Consider the following 16,354-nt stretch of genomic DNA (forward strand, 5'->3'; position numbering starts at 1 on the left):
GTCCGGCGCGTTGGGGCAACGCCAGTTCGACACGCTGCAGGCGCGGACCCGCCCTTACGCGCAGGCGCTGGCCCAATGGCAGGCCGGCACCGACGCCGACAGCCGCCGGTACGAGGTGGAGATCGACGGCGTGCGCCTGCACGGCCGCATCGACGGCGTGCATCCGCACGGTCTGGTACGGCTGCGCCCGGGCCCGCTCAACGGGCGTGCCGCGATCCGCCAGGGACTGGACTGGTTGTTGGCCAATGCGGCCGGCGATGCGCTGGCGCTGGTGCAGTTCCACGACGCTGGCGAGGAGGGGCTGGGCCCGCACGTGCTGCCGCCGTTGCCGCCCGAGCAGGCCCGGCAGGTGCTGCGGCGCCTGCTGCACCTGCGCAACGAAGGGCTGCGCGCACCGCTGCCATATGCGCCATCCACCGCGTGGGCGATCTACACCGCCGCCGAGGCCAAGCGCGAAGCCGAGGGCCGGGCCAAGTGGTACGGCGGCGACCGCACGTGGGGCGAATCCAGCGGCGCCGGCTACCCGCTGGCGCTGCGCGGACGCGATCCCTTCGCCACCGCGGACAGCTACCGGCAACTGCTGCACAACAGCTTCGTGGTGTTTACCGCGGTGCGCGAGGGCCGGGTATTCCCCGGCTTCGATGACCAGGGCCGGACAGCATGAGCGCCCCCATTCTGCTCGACGATCCCTACCTGACCCTGCCGCTGGACGGCGTGCGCCTGATCGAGGCCAGCGCCGGCACCGGCAAGACCTTCACCCTGGCCACGCTGTTCACCCGGCTGGTGGTGGAAAAGGGCTGGCGCATCGGCCAGATCCTGGCGGTGACCTTTACCGATGCGGCTACCCAGGAACTGCGCAAGCGCATCCGCGAGCGGCTGGCACTGGCCGCGCAGCTGGTCGAGCGCGCGCCGACCGACGCGGACAGCCCCGAGGTGCTGCTGACCCGGGTGATCCTGCAGCGCCAGCTGGCCTTGGGCGAAGAAACCGCGGCCGCGCTCGCGCGACGGTTGCAGACTGCCGCCGATGAAATCGACCTGGCCTCGATCTTCACCATCCATGGCTTCTGCACCCGCGTGTTGCGCGAACACGCCCTGGAGAGTGGCCACACCTTCGATCCACCGACCCTGTTGCCCAGCGAACGCGAACTGCACGACGAACTGGCCGCCGACCTGTGGCGCGTGCATGCCAATGATGCGGCGACGCTGGATGCATTGACGCGGCTGTGGTCCACGCCCGAGGCGCTGGCGGGCGACCTGGCCACGCTGATCAAGCCGCTGCCGCTGTTGCCGCCGGTGCCCACCGGGCTGCACGACGATCCGCGCCCGGCGCTTGCGCTGGCGGCGCGCCAGTTCGCCGCCGACTATCGCCAGCACGGCGAAGCCTTCCTGGGCGAGGTCTGTGCGGCTGTCGAGAACAAAGTGCTCAACGGCAACAGCTACAAACTGGCGTGGCTGGAACCGCTGGCCGTGCAGCTGCACCGCTGGGCGGCCGATGACACGCCGGGCGCAACGTTGGAGGTAGACCCGGAGCGCTTGCGCCGGCTGACCGTCGAGGAACTCACCGCGCGCACCAACAAGGCCCACGCAGGCAGGACGCCGCAGTCGCCGCTGCAGCACACCCTTGCCCTTTACCTGGCCGCGGTCGATGCGCTGGCGCTGTGGCAGCGCGGCCAGGCGATCATCTTCCTGCACGGCTTGCGCGACCAGGCCCGCGCGCGCCTGGCCGAGCTCAAGCGGATCGGCCGGGTGCAGACCTATGACGACCTGATCGAGGGCGTGGCCGATGCATTGGAAGGCCCGCACCGGGACGTGCTGGTGCAGCAGCTGCGCGCGCAGTACACGATCGCGCTGGTGGATGAGTTCCAGGACACCGACGACCGCCAGTGGGGCATCTTCCAGCGCGTGTTCGGCGATTCAGAAGAAACCCGCGCGGCCGGCCTGGCACCGGCGCTATTCCTGATCGGCGATCCCAAGCAGGCGATCTACGGCTTCCGCGGCGGCGACATCCATACCTATCTCAAGGCCAAGCGCCAAGCCGATGCCGCGCCGCCGCTGGACCGCAACTTCCGCTCGCGCCCGGCCGTGCTGCACGCCATCGAGGCGCTGTATGCCAATGCCGGCGAAGGCGCGTTCCTTGAAGCGGACATCGGCTTCGAGCCGGTGCACGCGGGCAGTACCCGGGTGGATGAGGACTTTCTGCGCGACGGCCTTCCTGCGCCGGGCCTGACCGTGCGCGTGCTGCATAACCGCGATGGCGGAAGTCTCAAGGCCGATCCATCGCGGCAGCAGGCCAGCGACGCCTGTGTGGCGGCGATCCACCAGCTGCTCAGCGATGCCCGCCAGGGCCGCGCGCTGCTGCGTGGCCAGCCGTTGCAGCCCGGCGACATCGCCGTGCTGGTGCGCTCGCACCGCGAAGCCACGCGCATCCAGCACGCGCTCAGCGCGGTCGGCATTCCGGCGGTGGCCGCCGGCAAGCAGAGCCTGTACGCCACGCCCGAGGCGCAGGACCTGCGCCTGCTGTTGCTGGCGCTGCTGCAGCCGGCCGACGAAGGGCGCCTGCGTGCGGCGTTGTCCACCGTGTTGCTGGGCGAAGACGCGGCCGCGATCGACGCGATGGAGCGCGAGGGCGATGCGCAGCGCAGCATGCAGATCCGCCTGCTGCTGTGGCGCGAACGCTGGCAGCGCGGCGGACCGTTCGCGGTGATCGCCGACCTGTGCGCCGAACACGCCGAACGCCTGCTCGGCCTGCTCGACGGCGAGCGGCGGCTGACCAACTACCTGCAGCTGGGCGAACTGCTGCAGCAGGCCGCCGCGCAGACGCTGGGCATGCACGGCCTGCTGGACTGGCTGCAGGTGCAGATGGCCCACGCCGACCAGAACGACGAACAGCAGCTGCTGCGATTGGAATCGGACGCGCGTCGGGTACAGATCATCACCCTGCACAAGAGCAAGGGCCTGGAGTATCCGCTGGTGTTCCTGCCGTTCGTCGGCATTGGCGGCGGCGCGCCCAACACCGACGCCAACTGCACGGTGTATGCCGAAGGCCGCCGCGAACTGCACTGGAAGCTGGACAAGGACGAGGCCTGGAGCGCGGCCAGCATGCGCAGCGCGCAGGAGCAGGAGGCCGAAGATGCGCGCCTGCTGTACGTCGGCCTGACCCGTGCCGAGCACGCGCTGTGGATCGCCGCCGGTGACCTGGCCGGGCTGGCGAAGACGCGTCTGGCACCGATGCTGTCGGACATGGCCGCGCTACGCGCGCATCCGGACATCGCGGTGATCGACGGGCCGCTGGAACCGCGCCCGCCGCAGCTGGCGTTCGAACGCGATGGCGAGCTGCCGCCGGTGCGCGCGCTGACCCGGCGCGTCCCGCACGACTGGTGGGTGTACAGCTTCACCCAGCTGGCCCACGCCGACGCCGGCCACGACACCGATGCGGCGGCCACCGAACTCCCGGCACCCGCCGCCGACGAACCGGTCGGCGTGGACCTCACCCTGGACGCCGGGCAACCGGCGCTGCCCAACGAGGAGGTCATCGATCCCCGCTTCATGGGCAGCCGTTTCGGCAACGTGCTGCACGATGCGCTGGAAAACACCGACTTCGCGCGCTGGTCGCAGTGGCAGCCGGGACAGCCGGCGCCGGGCGATGAGGCGCAGGTGCTGCGTACCTCGCTGGGCGAAGAAGGCTATGCCGATGAAGACCTCGACGATGGTGTGGCGGTGCTGACTGCCCTGGTCGGCCAGACCCTGACGGTGCCGTTGCCCGAAGGTGGCGCCCTGCACGATCTGCCCGACGATGCGCGCCGCGCCGAAATCGAGTTCCACTTCGCCATGCAGCCCACGGCGGTGCCGGCACTGCTTGAGCTGCTGCACGCACACGGCTTGGTCCGCGAGCGTCGCGGCTTCGGCACGCGACGGCGTCTGGAAGGGCTGATGACCGGCAAGATCGATCTCACCTACGTACGCGGTGCACGCTGGTACGTGCTCGATTACAAATCCAACCGCCTGCCCGGCTACGACGCCGCGCGGCTGCAGAGTGCCATGCAGCACAGCGAGTACGACCTGCAGGCGCTGATCTACACCGTCGCGCTGCACCGCTGGCTGCGCTTCCGGCTGGGTGCGCAGTACGACTACGCCCGCGACATGGGCGGCATCCGCTATCTGTTCTGCCGTGGCCTGGATGCCGCGCGCGCGGACAGCCCCGGCGTGTACGCGCACCGCTTCGATCCGGCGCTGGTCGATGCGATGGACGCCCTTTTCGCTGGCGGCGAACACGCCCAGGCACGCATGGCTGCGCGCGCGCGGGGTGAGGCATGAGCCTGCTCGCTGCCCTGCAACGCGGCAACGCGCTTCGGACCCTCGACCACGCGCTGGCGCAGAGCCTGCGCCGGCTGCAACCGGACACGCCCGATGCGGTGCTGGCGGCCGCCGCGCTGGCCTCGCTGGCAGTGTCGCAGGGGCATGCCGGGCTGGATCCGCAGCACCCGCAGCGGCTGGTCGACAGCGATGTCGAGTGGCCCGACGCCGAGGCCTGGCTTGCGCAACTGCGCACCTCCCCGTGGGTGGACGTGCCGGACGCGGAGGCTGCCGAGGCGGCCACCGACCGCCCATTGGTGCTGGAAAACGGACTGCTCTACCTGCGTCGCTACCGCGAGTACGAACGCCGCCTGGCGGCCGGGCTGCAGCGCATTGCCACCCATCCGCTGGCCCAGCCCGATCCGGGCACGCTGGCGGCGTTGTTCGGGCAGCTGTTCCCGCAGGCGCACGACGGCACCGACCACCAGGCCCGCGCGGCTGGCGTGGCGCTGCGGCATCCGCTGGTGCTGGTCACTGGCGGGCCCGGTACCGGCAAGACCACCACCATCGCGCGCCTGCTGGTGCTGCTTGCCGCGCAGGCGGCGCAGGCCGACCAGCCGCTGCCGCGGGTAGCGCTGGCCGCGCCCACCGGTCGCGCTGCCGAGCGCATGGCCGAAAGCCTGCGCGTGGCCGTGCAGCGCCTGCGCCTGCTCGGTATCGCCCCGGCACTGTGCGATGCCATGCCCAGCACCGGCACCACCCTGCATCGCCTGCTCGGGACCATCCCCGATTCACCGCGTTTCCGTCATCACGGCGACAACCCGTTGCCGTTCGATGTGGTGGTGGTGGACGAGGCGTCGATGATCGACCTGCCGCTGATGACCAAGCTGGTCGAAGCGGTTGCCGCCGGTGCCCGGCTGGTGCTGCTGGGCGATCCGGACCAGCTGCCGTCGGTGGAAGCCGGCGACGTGCTCAGCGCGATCCTGCGCGCCAGCGGCGATGGCCTGGGTACCCGCGCCGACGATGCCGATGCGTTGCGCGGGTTGCTGGCGCCGTCCACGCTGCAGCCGCAGGCTGCGGCGACGCGCTTCGCAGGCCGGCGCGTGCAGCTGCAGCGCGGCTACCGGCAGACCGATGCGCTGGATCTGGTGCCGCTGGCGCATGCCGTGCGCGACGGCGACAGCGACGCCGCGCTGGCGCTGCTACGCAGTGGCCGGCTGGCCGGCGTGCACTTCCATGAAGACCAGATCGACCCGCTGCAGCAGCACCGCGATCACCTGCTGGCGCACTGGCGCGGGTTGGGCGAGGCCGCCGATCCGGCGCAGGCTCTGGCCAACGCCGGCCGGATCCGCCTGCTCACGGCGGTACGCGAAGGCGCGCAGGGCGCACGTGGACTCAACGCGCGCATCGAGGCCCTGTTGGCCGGGGTGCCGCGTCCGGGCATGGCGCCGGGTTACTTCCACGGGCGTCTGCTGTTGATCACCGAGAACAGCTATCGCCATCGCCTGTTCAACGGCGACATCGGCATCTGCCTGCGGGATCGCCAGGGCGCAGTGACCGCCTGGTTCCCCGGCGACACGCCCGATCAGCCGCGTGGCTTCCATCCGGGCGCATTGCCGGCGCATGAAAGCGCGTTCGCGATGACCGTGCACAAGGCGCAGGGCTCGGAGTTCGACGAGGTCTGGCTGCAGTTGCCGCGTCGCGACAACCGGGTGTTGTCGCGCGAGCTGGTCTACACCGGCCTGACCCGCGCGCGGCAGTCGCTGCATGTGCTGGGCAGCGCGGAGGTCATCCAGGCCGCGCTCAAGCGCCATGCCAGCCGCATCTCTGGGCTGGCCGCGCGGTTGCATGGACCGCCGGACGCGCCGGTCGCGCCAGAACCGCCGGTGGGCGACACATCGGTCGCCGCACCGGCGCAGGGGCAGTTGTTCTAGCCCGCGTCCGGTTTATTCCGGAATCACCACAGTGCCATCGGGGAACACGATGGCGCCGTCACCGCTGACATCGAAGAAGCCGAGCTGGTGGGTGTTGGCCAGCACCTGCACCAGGCCATGCGCGTTCTCGGCCACTTCATCATCGAAGGACGCGTAGATGACGTGCTGGCCGACGCTGTAGTCGGTCACTTCGGGGCGGTCATCCTCGTCATCGGCGAGCGGGCCATCCATCGGCGGGAAATGCTCCACGAGCGCGGCGAAAAACGCCTGCAATGCCGGTACCGACACTGCGGCATCGTCGTAGTCGTGGGTTTCCTTCCACTCGGTCTGCGCGTCGTACCACTGCAGGAAAGCCTCCGCCTCACGCGGGGCCACGGCGGGGTCGAACACCATCAGGTCATAGCTCATAGGGGTCTGGTCGAACATCACGCAGGGAATAGCGCAGCAGGATAGCGCCGATTCGTTCTTCACGTGCCAGGCGGTCGGGCGCCGAGTGTGATAAGCGCCTCGCGTTTAGTGTGGCCCGTGCCTCACATGGTGAGTGCTTGCGATCACGGATGATCCGCAATTCGACCGATTTCCCGCGCATGCGCCGCTCCAGTATCGCCACTTCGCGGCCGCTGTGAAAGCGCCCTGCAACGCTGTGACAAGCATCTGCAACGCAGCGCCAACACCGCCGGCAGGGCTCCGGTTACACCGGTAGTGGAGGAACTGCGGTGTCGTTTTCTACGCATTCGCAGGGGGAAACCAGCGTGCACCTGACCGGTTCGTATCTGGGGACGCCTGCGGCTGGGTTCGTCGCTGCACCGGCTCGGCTTATCAGCAGAAGGAGGGGGACGGCTATGGACGTTTTCGAGCGAGGTTTGGATGTTTCCGTCAGTCCGCCCGGCGCGGGAAGCGGCGAGACCGACGATGGCGATGGCCAGACCCTGGCCTGGAGCCTGGCACTGCTGTCGCGCATGTGCCAGTGCAGCTGCCAGCCCGGCAGTGGCGCGGCCGATGGCGACCTGGCGTGGGAAGCGCTGCTGGCGCGCACCCGGATCCGGCCGCACGGTACCGCGGCCACGCGGCTGGTGGAGCGCGCGCGCGAATGGATCGAACACCACGCCGATGACGAAGAGGTGTCGGTGGACCGGTTGGCCGCCGCGCTGAACATGTCGCGCACCAGCCTGCACCGCAAGCTGGTGGCGAGCATCGGCCACCCGCCCGGCGAACTGATCCGGCTGGTGCGCCTGCGCCTGGCGCGACGCCTGCTGCGCGAAGGCGAGGGCAACGTTTCGGATGTGGCCTATGCGGTCGGCTTCGTCAGCCTGTCCGGCTTCAGTCGCGCCTACCGCCATCACTACGGCGAGCCGCCATCGAGCATGCGGGCGGCGTGCTGCACGCCAGCGCCGCGCCGCGCGCCTGCAACGCGCGGCTAAGCGACCGCAACGCACCGCCGTATGCCCGTCAGGCGCGGCAGGTATCAATGAACCCGTGGAAGCAACACACCGGCATCGACCTGCATCGATGGCAGGCACCCACGATCAGGAGCGAAGGCGAAATGAGCGGAACCATGTCATTCCACACATTGATCGAAGCATTGGCCGGGGCGGTGATCGAAGCCCAGGACAGCATCGAGATGCACCAGATTTCCCACCTGCGCGATTTCTTCGACGAAGACAACCGGCCCAGGAGCGTCACCATCCGCATGCCCTCGCTGCACCCGCAGGCCGAGGAAGGCGATGAAGACCTCTACCGCGCGCCGCTGTTGCCGCTGGTGTCCACCAACAACCTGCGCATCCGGGAGGTGGAGATCAGCTTCAACGCGCACCTGGCGGAACTGGGCCCTGAGGATCTGGAGGAGCCTGCGCCGGGCACCCCGGATGCCTGGGAGTCGCCGCGGCCGGCGGCGCGACACGTTGGACTGGATACCGGCCGCGGCAAGGGCGTGGGCAACGTACACGTGCAGTTGCGCGTGGAAGGAACCGAGCCGACCGATGGCGCGGCGCGGTTGATGAACCACCTGGCGCAGAGCCAGGGGGTCTTCAAGACCATCAAAGCCACTTGATCCATCACCCCGGTGACGACCACGCGCCACGGCCGTCGCTGCCTGCCAACCCATAGGAGTGCATCACCATGCCTGACGAACTCGTCAACATGTCCAGCCAGTTCAAGGGTCTGCCGATGGCCGACCTGATCGGCGGCCCGCTCACCGCGGCCTGCGATTCGCAGATCAAACTGGCCCAGGCCACCGCCAGCTTCATCCGCTCGGTCGGCTTCCTGCCGCCGGATGCGGCCAACACCGATCCCAACGCGGTCGGCGGCACCCGCACCGCGCTGTTCCGCTTCAAGCGTCCGGTCGACAACCTCGACCCGACCACCAAGGATGCCTCGCCGTTCTCCGAAGAAGAGGTGGAACTGGAAGTGCCGCTGCTGGCCATCGTCAAGGTGCCCAACCTGAGCATCTACAGCGTGGACATCAATTTCGAGATGGAAGTGAAGTCCTCGTTCTCGGCCAAGGAAAGCCAGGACTACTCGGCCGCCATGCAGGCGGAAATGAAAGTGGGTTGGGGCGTGTTCTCGGCCAAGGTCAACATCCAGGGCTCGGTGGCCTCGCACAAGGAGAACACCCGCACCTCGGACAACTCGGCCAAGTACACCGTGGCCGTGCATGCCGAAGACAAGGGCATGCCCGAAGGCCTGGCCCGGGTGATGGACATCCTGCAGACCGCCTCGGCACCGCGCAAGATCGGCGCCCCGGTCCCGGTGGCCTGACATGGGCGTTGCGCCCATCGAGGTGAACGCAACCGCGGAATGACCCGTCGCGTCGCCATGACGCGGCGGGTCCGGCATGTCCAACGCAGGGAAGACCGCCATGTTCGATCTGAATGATGTCAAGTTCGTAAAACGCATCGTGGTCGGCAGCAACAACCCGACCCAGATGCTTACCGATGCCGACCTGGGCCAGGCCCAGGACCTGCTCAACCGTTGCCTCAGCGACAGCCCGAAGGGCGCGATCCTGGGGATCGAACGCAGTTTCACCATCCTGCAGATCGGCGAGCACCAGGTCGTGCTGCAGTGGCTGGCCTACCACGTCGGTTTTCCGCGGCGTCCGGTGTGGCTGGTCGAATGATCCGCGCAGGAGCATCCCGATGGCCGACTATCGCCTTGATGATCTGATCCACACCCTGGCGCGGGCGTTGGCCCTGACCCGCCATCGCTGCGCGCACACCCACCTGCAACGCCTGCAGGCGCGGCTGGGAAGCGGCCAGACGCTGGCGGTCAGCAGCCTTGTCGATGGCCGGTGGTTGCAGCAGGACGTGCCGCTGGCCGAGCTGATCGTGCCGCGCGGGATCCTGGCCACCACGCTGGAAGTGCAGATTGACTGCGCGCTGGACGAGGTGGCCGGCGTCGATGGCCAGCCGCCGATGATCGCGTTGCGCCCCTGCATGGAGGCGGCCGAGCACCGGCTGACCATCTGCCTGCACGGCGGCACCCCGCTGTGCGGCGAACTGCTGCTGGACGGGCAGATCCTGCGCCGTTTCAGCCTGGATCCTTCTTCGCCCGCGGAGGCATGAGCATGGCCCGACCCGACCGCCTGCGCCTGCTGCTGTCCGACGATGACGCCCACCAGGTGCGCGAGTGGCTGGCCCCCCTGCTGGCCCGCAAGCGCGCGGCGGCGGCTGCGCGCGCCCGCCGTCGTCGCCAGCGGTTGTTGGCCACGCTGTGGCTGATCGCGCTGGCCGTGGCGCTGATGACGCGCTACTTCTGAGCCGGTGGCGGGCACCGTGCCCGCCGCCGGTGTTCTTCCACCAAGGAGCACATGATGAGCAAGTACGATTGTCGCCACCGCCACCGCCACCGCCACCGCCGCCGGTCGCTGGCGTGGCTGGCCCTGCTGGTCCCGTTGTTCGCCCAGGCCCAGGCCGGTCCCGACGCCGCTGCGCCGGCGGCCTGGGTGGGCGCGGACACGCTTGATGGCCGACCCTCGTCGGTCCGCCTCACCCTGCAGCCGGCCAACGATACGGCGCAGATCGTATTCGGCGAACCGCGCAACTGCCGTCTCGATGCACGCCTGTCGCATCGCGGCGATGGCCAGCTGCAATACGACCTGGTCGCCGCCAGTGGCGGCCGCTGGTGCAACCGCCTGTATCCCGGCCGCGTGCAGCTGCAGGTGCAGGGCAACCAGGCCACGCTGCAGGTGCGCAGCGATGTCGCCGCGGCGTCCACGGCGATGTGGGCCAGCGGCGAGCTGCCGGACGCCGCCAGTGCGCCGGGCGCGCTGCGGGGACGTTGGCTCACGCAGGTGCAGACCGCTGCGATGCAGCCAGTGATGCTGCAGCTGGACCTGGCCGGACGCGAGCCGGGCGATGCCGGCGGCACGGCGTCCTATGCCAGCCCGCGCAACTGCCGGGTGCCATTGCGGCTGGAAGGCAGCACTGCCGATGGTGCGTGGTATTCGGTGCGGCCAGGCAACGGCGGTAGCGCCTGCGATCGGCTGGTTGGACGCTGGCTGGTGGTGCAGGCCGGCGATGCCGCCACCACACTGCGCATCCGCCCGGCGATCGGGGAATGCACGCCGAGCTGCGTACTGGAACGACCGAGCCGCTGAACCAGGAACCCCGGCAAGCGCGCTCCGCGGCACCGCAGACCGGTGCCGCGGAGCGCGGTCGTTCACCAGTGGGCGTAGCTGCCGGTGCTGTACATGCGCCACTCGGCGCCGCGGCGGTTGACCAGCCCCTTCATCACCTTGCCCTGCGAACGCGTCCACGCCATCCAGGCCGCTTCCAGAGTGGCGAAGGTGGTGCCGGCCTGCGGATTGTTGACCAGCTTGAGCACCGAGGAGCGGGCGAAATTGCCCACCCCGATGTTGTAGCAGAGGATCACCAGCGCATCGAACTGGCACTGCGCCAGGGCCGCGGTGACGCCGCGGTTGACCGCCTGTTCGAACGGCGCCAGGTCCTTGCGCAGCAGCGCCTCGGCCTGTTCCAGGCTGATGCCGCGACCCAGGCTGTCCCACTCGGCGCGGCCGATCAGGTGCCCGTAGCCGACGGTGGCGCCGGTCACCCAGTGGTCGACCGGCTTGCCGGTCTGGTCGTCGTAGGGCTGCAGGCGCTGGCCTTCCACCTGCTTGAGCCAATCGATCCCTTGCGGGCTCAACGTCATGTCGTTCATTGCCGTTCCTCGTTGGTCTGGGCGCATCCAGGAGAGGTCGCCACGCGGTGCGAGCTGCGTGGGCGTTACGTGCGGTTGGGCAGCTTGAAGCCGATGTAGGTGCCCGAACTGAGCCCCATCAGCCCCAGCAGCGTCGGGCTGAGCTCGGGCATGCTCAGGTTGTTGTAGACATCGGACAGGAAGATCACCCCCAGGATCAGGGTGAAGGCGAAGATCTGGAAGCGATCGAAGCGATAGCCCTGTGCATCCGACAGCAGGTCGTGCATCAGGCCCTGCGAGTCGGTGTCCCGTGCCGGGTTCTGCAGCGCGTGCAGCTGGCGGTCGATCTGCATCACTCTGTGTCGCGCGGCCTGCTGGCGCGCAGGCGGGTCGCTGCTGTCGCCCTCGCCGGCGTCGTGCCACATGCCGCGCGTGCCGCTCTCGCGCACCCGTTGCTGGCGCTCTTCCAGCAGCGCCGTTTCGCGCGGGTCCTGCGTGGGCGCGCCGCCGCCGGCATCGATCACCGCCTCGCTCAATGCCGTGCCCGCGCTGATGCCCAGCAACGCCAGCAGCGAGGGATGGATGGTGTCGGTGGCATCGGTGATCAGCCAGATCGCGGTGTAGGACAGGTAGATCAGGAAGAACCACACCGCCATCTGGAAGCGGCCCAGGTCATACGGTCCCAGCCGTCCTTCGGCGGGCTTGCGGATGATGCTGGTGGTGCGCGCCAGCCGCACGAACACCGCCAGCGTCACCACCACCAGCAGCAGCGCGATGCCACCGTAGACCGGCGAGATCACCGTCAACATCACCCGCCGTCCATCGCCGTACACCGTGTCAAAAGGCGAGCCGTCGACCGGTCCCACGCTGAAGGTGACCGGTCGGCGCAGGCCTTCGGGGGCACCGAGCAGGTCGGTCCACACCGCGCGGCTTGCTTCGTTGACGCGCAGATGGAACAGCAGCCGGCCGCGTGCCACATCGATCGCCTCGGGGCTGTTGCCCGGCAGCGCGCGTCCATCGATGAACGGCACCAGTCGGCGCGGGTCGTTGCCTGCCGCCCAGTCGGACAGACCGTCCACGCGTACTTCCACGCTGTAGTCCAGCTCCAGGTGCCCGTGCAGCTGGGTCACCTGTGGGCCGGCCTGGGCATGCGCGGGGGCGTGCGGCGCGCACAGACCCAGCAGCACCGCGCCGGCCATTGCCAGGATGCGCAGCACGGCCATGCGCAGGAAGCTGCGCTGGCGTCGCGCACGTTCGGCGGTTTCGGCATCGGCGATCCAGTGGTCAGGTTGCGGGGCCATCGGGCGTGCTCCATGCGGTCGGGACGCGCAGTGCGATGCGCTGCGCACAGGTATAGGGCCAGCCCGGCTCGCCGGTTGGTTGCCGTGTTTCAGGGCGTTGCCGGCGTGTTCCAGCGACGCGGTCGCGGTCGCGCGGGTGCCGCTTCGTGCGCGGCGTGCGGGACATGGCCGCTGGGCACGATCACCACGCTGGCGGCGCTGTACGGGAACACGCCCAGGTCGGAGACATCGTCCGGCCCGGATTCGGGGAACACATGGCGACGGCGCCCGGCGATGACCCGTTCGACGGTGATCTGGTCTTCCAGCGCGCCCATCCGTAGCGGTTGGGTGAACACTTCGGCGCTGATCCCCAGGCGTCCGTGGCCCTGCACCGGTTGGGCGAACACCAGTTCCACCGAGCGTCCCGGATCGATCACATGCCAGCCGGAGGCCGCCTGGGAGAAGGCATAGCGCGCGCTGCGGCCATCGCGTGCGGCCTCCAGATGGAACGCACGCAACCCGATCGGCAGCGCTACCGGCGCTTCCTGCAGCAGCGAGTTCTGCAGCCACGGCGCTTCCAGTCCCGGCTCCAGGGCCAGTTCCACCTGGATATCGAGCACGGCGAAACTGAGCTCGCCGACGTTGCTGATGGTGAGGGTCGTGCGGGTGTCGATGCCGTTGGCCGTGGTGCCGTCCAGGTCGCTGGCGATCGACAGCGAGGCCAGCGCGCGCTGGTGTTCCCACAGCACCGGCCGGGCCGACAGCCACGCATCGAGCGCGATCACGAACGACACCCCGGCGATGGTCAGCGGCAGCGCCTGTTCGGCCACCAGGTGCAGCAGCCGCAACAGCCGGGCGCGCCAGGGCGATGCCGGCTTGCCCGTACGGTGCCTGGCGCGCGGTGCACGCGCGCTCATGCCGGTTGCTCCGGCACCACATGCGCGTCGATGCCCAGGATCATCCGATAGCCCGCCTGGGCCGGGTCGGTGGCATGCAGCGCCGACACCTCGTGCCACAACGGCGACCCGGCATCGGGCTGGAACACCCCGTCGCCTTCGCCCAAGGTCTGTTCGAGCAGCAGCGGACCTGCCACGCCGCGGCGCACCCGCGATGTTCCGCCGCGCACGCCACGCCGCCGGATCACCAGCGCCGACAGGATGTAGTCGGCGCCGTCCTGGTGCAGGCCTTCCGGCGCCGGCTCGGCCGCCGCCGGGCCGCGCGCGACGGTCATCATCAGGTGCACCACCAGCTGCAGCCGGGTAGCGGCGCAGCGCTGGTGGACGGTCTCGGCGATGCCGGCAACCAGGCGCAGCATGTCCGGGTGATAGGTCAGCGCCAGCGCGATCGGCGCAAACACCCGGCGCGGCGCGCGGGCCAGGTCGCCGGGCTGCGCGAAGCAGGCATCGTCCAGCGGTTGCAGCTGCCAGCAGCCGGCCGATACCCGTCGTGCGGCGTATTTGCGCATCGCGCGCCGACGGTGCGGCTGGACCCGCTGCAGCGCCGCGCGCAGCACCGATGGCAGCGTGGCCTGTACCGCGTTCCACAGTGCATCGGGGTCGGCGTCGTCGGCATCCAGCAGCGCGCGCTGCGCCGGTGCCAGGATGCTGGCATGCCGCTGCAGCACCTGGCGTCGCCGCCGGGCGACGTCGTAGCGATCCCACGGCAAGTGTTCGGCCTGTGCGGCCACGCCGTCCAGAAAGCCGGGCTGCAGGCCCAGCTGCTCCATGCGGAAGACCTGCGGCAGCATGGCCTGGCGGCGGGGTCGGCTCAGCGCGTGGGCCAGGCAGTGCACCGCGCGCAGCGCTGTCTGCGCCGATGGCAGGGACGGTTCGGGAACAGCATCAGTGGGGGCGTGCATGCGCGGTCTCCGCAGGGAAGGGCACCGCCGCGGCGATCGGGCGGGATGCACCTGCTGTATAGCCACCGCAGCGCACCGGCGACGCGCGCGCCGTTGCAGCCGTTTGTCAGGCGCTGCCAATGCACGGAGCGATCCGCACGCGCGCACGCGCACGCAGACGCCACCGTGCGCGCGCACGGTGGCGAAGGGGGCTACGGTGAAAGGCGGGGATGCCGCCTAGCGGCGCGAGCTGTCCGCGCGATGGGCCAGGTGCAACCGTGCATGCAGTGCCTGCACGCGAGCCTGGTCCAGTCCGGTCAAGGTATGGCAGGTATCGGCATCGATACCGAAGCCGAAGTAGTTCAGCGCATTGAGTACGCCGACCGCTTCGTCATGGTCCAGCGACAGGGAAAAACGCTCGTTCTCGCGCATGACGGCTCCAGGGGCCTCCGGCGCCGGAGGCAGGCGATCAGTGCTGGTTATTGTAGTAGGTGATTCCGGCCGTCGGCCGGAACGCGGTGCCACAGTCGGCCACGGCGTTGTTGAAGATGACGATCGTGCCGGTCGCTGCGTGCCAGTACTTGGTGCGGGTTCCCCCGGCCAGTGCGACCCCGGCAGTGCCGCGCAGGATGCCCTTGACGAAGGTTGCCAGGGCCGCGGCATTGGCGATGGTCGGATCGGGGAATGCCAGTCCCGCAGTGACCTGGCCGTTGACGAATTCGGCCTGGTGCGGACCGAAGGCATGCCCGGCGATGGCGGTTGCTGCCTGCTGGGCGTCGGCATCGGTGGCGGTGGTCAGCACCCCGCACTGGGCCTGCGCCGGCACGATGGCCGCCAGTGACAGGGCCAGGCCAAACCACAGCGTCAGCGCGGAACGATGCAAGAGGTATTTCATGGCGATACTCCTGGACAGAGAAAGGGACGCGACAGCGACCGTCATGACCGCTGCCGACAGTGCCCGCACCGGCCCTCGGCGCGCTGCGATCCACTGCGTTCTCTGTATAGGCGGGCGCCGTCCGGCAGCCCGCGCGCGCTGTTGCGCCTGTACCGCCGCGTGTTGCACATCCGTGCAGCGCCCGCCATCAGTGCGCGGCTGCCACGACCTCCGCCTCGCCGTCGGCTACCACCGGTGCGTCCGGGAACAGCGCATAGCGCAGCCCCAGCACGCCCATCAGCGCCTCATCGCGCGCCTTGCCTGCGTCCACGGTCTGCACCCGCTTCAGCGAGGCCTCCAGCTTGGCCTGCAGCCCGGCCGGTGCCGGCAGCGGTGCACGCTGTGCCACCTGTGCGCGGTAGTGCGCGCCCACATCGTCCAGGATCGATTCGATCGCCTGCATGCTGGTGGGCGGCAAGCCATGGCGGGCGCGGCGCAGCTGCAGGATGTTCAGGCCGATGCGCGCTTCGGTGAGCATGTCCACCGAGGCGATGTCGCTGCCTTCCGGGGTCGCCGCCAAACGCGGGGCGAGCAGGCCGAGCAGGTCCAGCATGCGCGCGGCGAACTGCTGGCGATCCTGCTCGCCACGGCCTTCGGCGGCCTCGGCCAGCGTGGTCCAGCCTTGCCGCACCAGCCGGCGCGCGGTCCACTCGGCACCGACCGAGCGGAACAGCCGGGTCATCACCACCGCAAACCCGATCCCGATGAACATCGCCACCGAGGAGTTGATGAAGCTCTGGATGTTGGCGTTGTAGGTGTTCTGCACGTTCAGCAGCGCCACCAGGTTGACCGTCAGCGGCAGCCCGATCAGCGCGGTCTGCGGCTTGTGCAGCAGCAGACCCAGCGGCAGGAACACCACCGCCAGCACGATGGCCAGGCTGCCGAAGTCATGCACCGCCGGGAACACGCCGAACAGGTACACCCCGGCCACCAGGCTGGC

Annotated in this window: 17 protein-coding genes and 1 pseudogene; 10 read left to right on the forward strand and 8 right to left on the reverse strand. The window is 69.5% G+C overall.

What is annotated here, in order from left to right; translation table 11 throughout:
- The 3 genes and pseudogenes from RTO53_RS14935 to recD form a co-directional block, all read left to right on the forward strand.
- Window positions 1-664 (forward strand): annotated as a pseudogene (locus RTO53_RS14935) (exodeoxyribonuclease V subunit gamma); the annotation flags it as partial.
- Window positions 661-4,314 carry an exodeoxyribonuclease V subunit beta gene (recB, locus tag RTO53_RS14940; protein ID WP_312238533.1) on the forward strand — a complete coding sequence of 1,218 codons (3,654 nt, stop codon included), beginning with the start codon at window positions 661-663 and terminating at the stop codon, window positions 4,312-4,314. The pseudogene RTO53_RS14935 and the gene recB, both read left to right, overlap by 4 nt.
- Window positions 4,311-6,227, forward strand: a complete 1,917-nt coding sequence (recD, locus tag RTO53_RS14945) for an exodeoxyribonuclease V subunit alpha (protein ID WP_312238534.1) — start codon at window positions 4,311-4,313, stop codon at window positions 6,225-6,227. Before recB ends, recD begins: the two co-directional genes overlap by 4 nt.
- Window positions 6,228-6,239: 12 nt before the next feature.
- Here the strand turns inward: recD and RTO53_RS14950 are convergent, their stop codons facing one another.
- Window positions 6,240-6,635 carry a hypothetical protein gene (locus RTO53_RS14950; protein ID WP_312238535.1) on the reverse strand — a complete coding sequence of 132 codons (396 nt, stop codon included), beginning with the start codon at window positions 6,633-6,635 and terminating at the stop codon, window positions 6,240-6,242.
- A 455-nt stretch (window positions 6,636-7,090) separates the two neighbouring features.
- Here RTO53_RS14950 and RTO53_RS14955 point away from each other — a divergent pair, with 455 nt between their 5' ends.
- From RTO53_RS14955 to RTO53_RS14985, 7 genes are all read left to right on the forward strand, one after another.
- Complete coding sequence (locus tag RTO53_RS14955; protein ID WP_312238536.1) at window positions 7,091-7,648, forward strand: AraC family transcriptional regulator; 558 nt, start codon at window positions 7,091-7,093, stop codon at window positions 7,646-7,648.
- Window positions 7,649-7,782: 134 nt separating this feature from the next.
- Window positions 7,783-8,277, forward strand: a complete 495-nt coding sequence (locus tag RTO53_RS14960; RefSeq protein WP_312238537.1) for a DUF2589 domain-containing protein — start codon at window positions 7,783-7,785, stop codon at window positions 8,275-8,277.
- Window positions 8,278-8,345: 68 nt separating this feature from the next.
- The gene (locus RTO53_RS14965; RefSeq protein ID WP_312238538.1) at window positions 8,346-8,984 is read left to right on the forward strand and encodes a DUF2589 domain-containing protein; all 639 of its coding nucleotides are present in this window, start codon (window positions 8,346-8,348) and stop codon (window positions 8,982-8,984) included.
- Between the two features lie 100 nt (window positions 8,985-9,084).
- The gene (locus RTO53_RS14970) at window positions 9,085-9,342 is read left to right on the forward strand and encodes a hypothetical protein (RefSeq protein WP_312238539.1); all 258 of its coding nucleotides are present in this window, start codon (window positions 9,085-9,087) and stop codon (window positions 9,340-9,342) included.
- Window positions 9,343-9,361: 19 nt separating this feature from the next.
- Window positions 9,362-9,787: a hypothetical protein gene (locus RTO53_RS14975; RefSeq protein ID WP_312238540.1), complete on the forward strand. Its 426-nt coding sequence runs from the start codon at window positions 9,362-9,364 to the stop codon at window positions 9,785-9,787.
- A 2-nt stretch (window positions 9,788-9,789) separates the two neighbouring features.
- On the forward strand, window positions 9,790-9,981 hold the full coding sequence (locus RTO53_RS14980) for a hypothetical protein (RefSeq protein WP_312238541.1): 192 nt from the start codon (window positions 9,790-9,792) through the stop codon (window positions 9,979-9,981).
- 54 nt (window positions 9,982-10,035) lie between these two features.
- A complete protein-coding gene (locus RTO53_RS14985; RefSeq protein ID WP_312238542.1) occupies window positions 10,036-10,821 on the forward strand; it encodes a hypothetical protein in 786 nt (261 codons plus the stop codon).
- A 62-nt stretch (window positions 10,822-10,883) separates the two neighbouring features.
- On the opposite strand, the gene RTO53_RS14990 is transcribed toward RTO53_RS14985, so the two are convergent.
- From RTO53_RS14990 to RTO53_RS15020, 7 genes are all read right to left on the reverse strand, one after another.
- Complete coding sequence (locus tag RTO53_RS14990; protein WP_312238543.1) at window positions 10,884-11,384, reverse strand: lysozyme; 501 nt, start codon at window positions 11,382-11,384, stop codon at window positions 10,884-10,886.
- Window positions 11,385-11,449: 65 nt separating this feature from the next.
- Window positions 11,450-12,664 (reverse strand): hypothetical protein, encoded by a 1,215-nt coding sequence (locus tag RTO53_RS14995; RefSeq protein ID WP_312238544.1) that lies wholly within the window; start codon window positions 12,662-12,664, stop codon window positions 11,450-11,452.
- An 89-nt stretch (window positions 12,665-12,753) separates the two neighbouring features.
- Window positions 12,754-13,560 carry a hypothetical protein gene (locus RTO53_RS15000; RefSeq protein ID WP_312238545.1) on the reverse strand — a complete coding sequence of 269 codons (807 nt, stop codon included), beginning with the start codon at window positions 13,558-13,560 and terminating at the stop codon, window positions 12,754-12,756.
- Complete coding sequence (locus RTO53_RS15005) at window positions 13,557-14,501, reverse strand: 2OG-Fe dioxygenase family protein (RefSeq protein WP_312238546.1); 945 nt, start codon at window positions 14,499-14,501, stop codon at window positions 13,557-13,559. The genes RTO53_RS15000 and RTO53_RS15005 overlap by 4 nt, the downstream gene beginning before the upstream one ends.
- 216 nt (window positions 14,502-14,717) lie before the next feature.
- Window positions 14,718-14,912 (reverse strand): hypothetical protein, encoded by a 195-nt coding sequence (locus RTO53_RS15010; RefSeq protein ID WP_312238547.1) that lies wholly within the window; start codon window positions 14,910-14,912, stop codon window positions 14,718-14,720.
- A gap of 37 nt (window positions 14,913-14,949) precedes the next feature.
- The gene (locus RTO53_RS15015) at window positions 14,950-15,420 is read right to left on the reverse strand and encodes a hypothetical protein (protein ID WP_312238548.1); all 471 of its coding nucleotides are present in this window, start codon (window positions 15,418-15,420) and stop codon (window positions 14,950-14,952) included.
- Between the two features lie 142 nt (window positions 15,421-15,562).
- Window positions 15,563-16,354 (reverse strand): FUSC family protein (locus RTO53_RS15020; RefSeq protein WP_312238549.1); only part of this gene is annotated, 792 nt, incomplete at its 5' end.

This window comes from Stenotrophomonas sp., assembly GCF_031995405.1.
In the GTDB taxonomy this organism is placed as follows: domain Bacteria; phylum Pseudomonadota; class Gammaproteobacteria; order Xanthomonadales; family Xanthomonadaceae; genus Stenotrophomonas.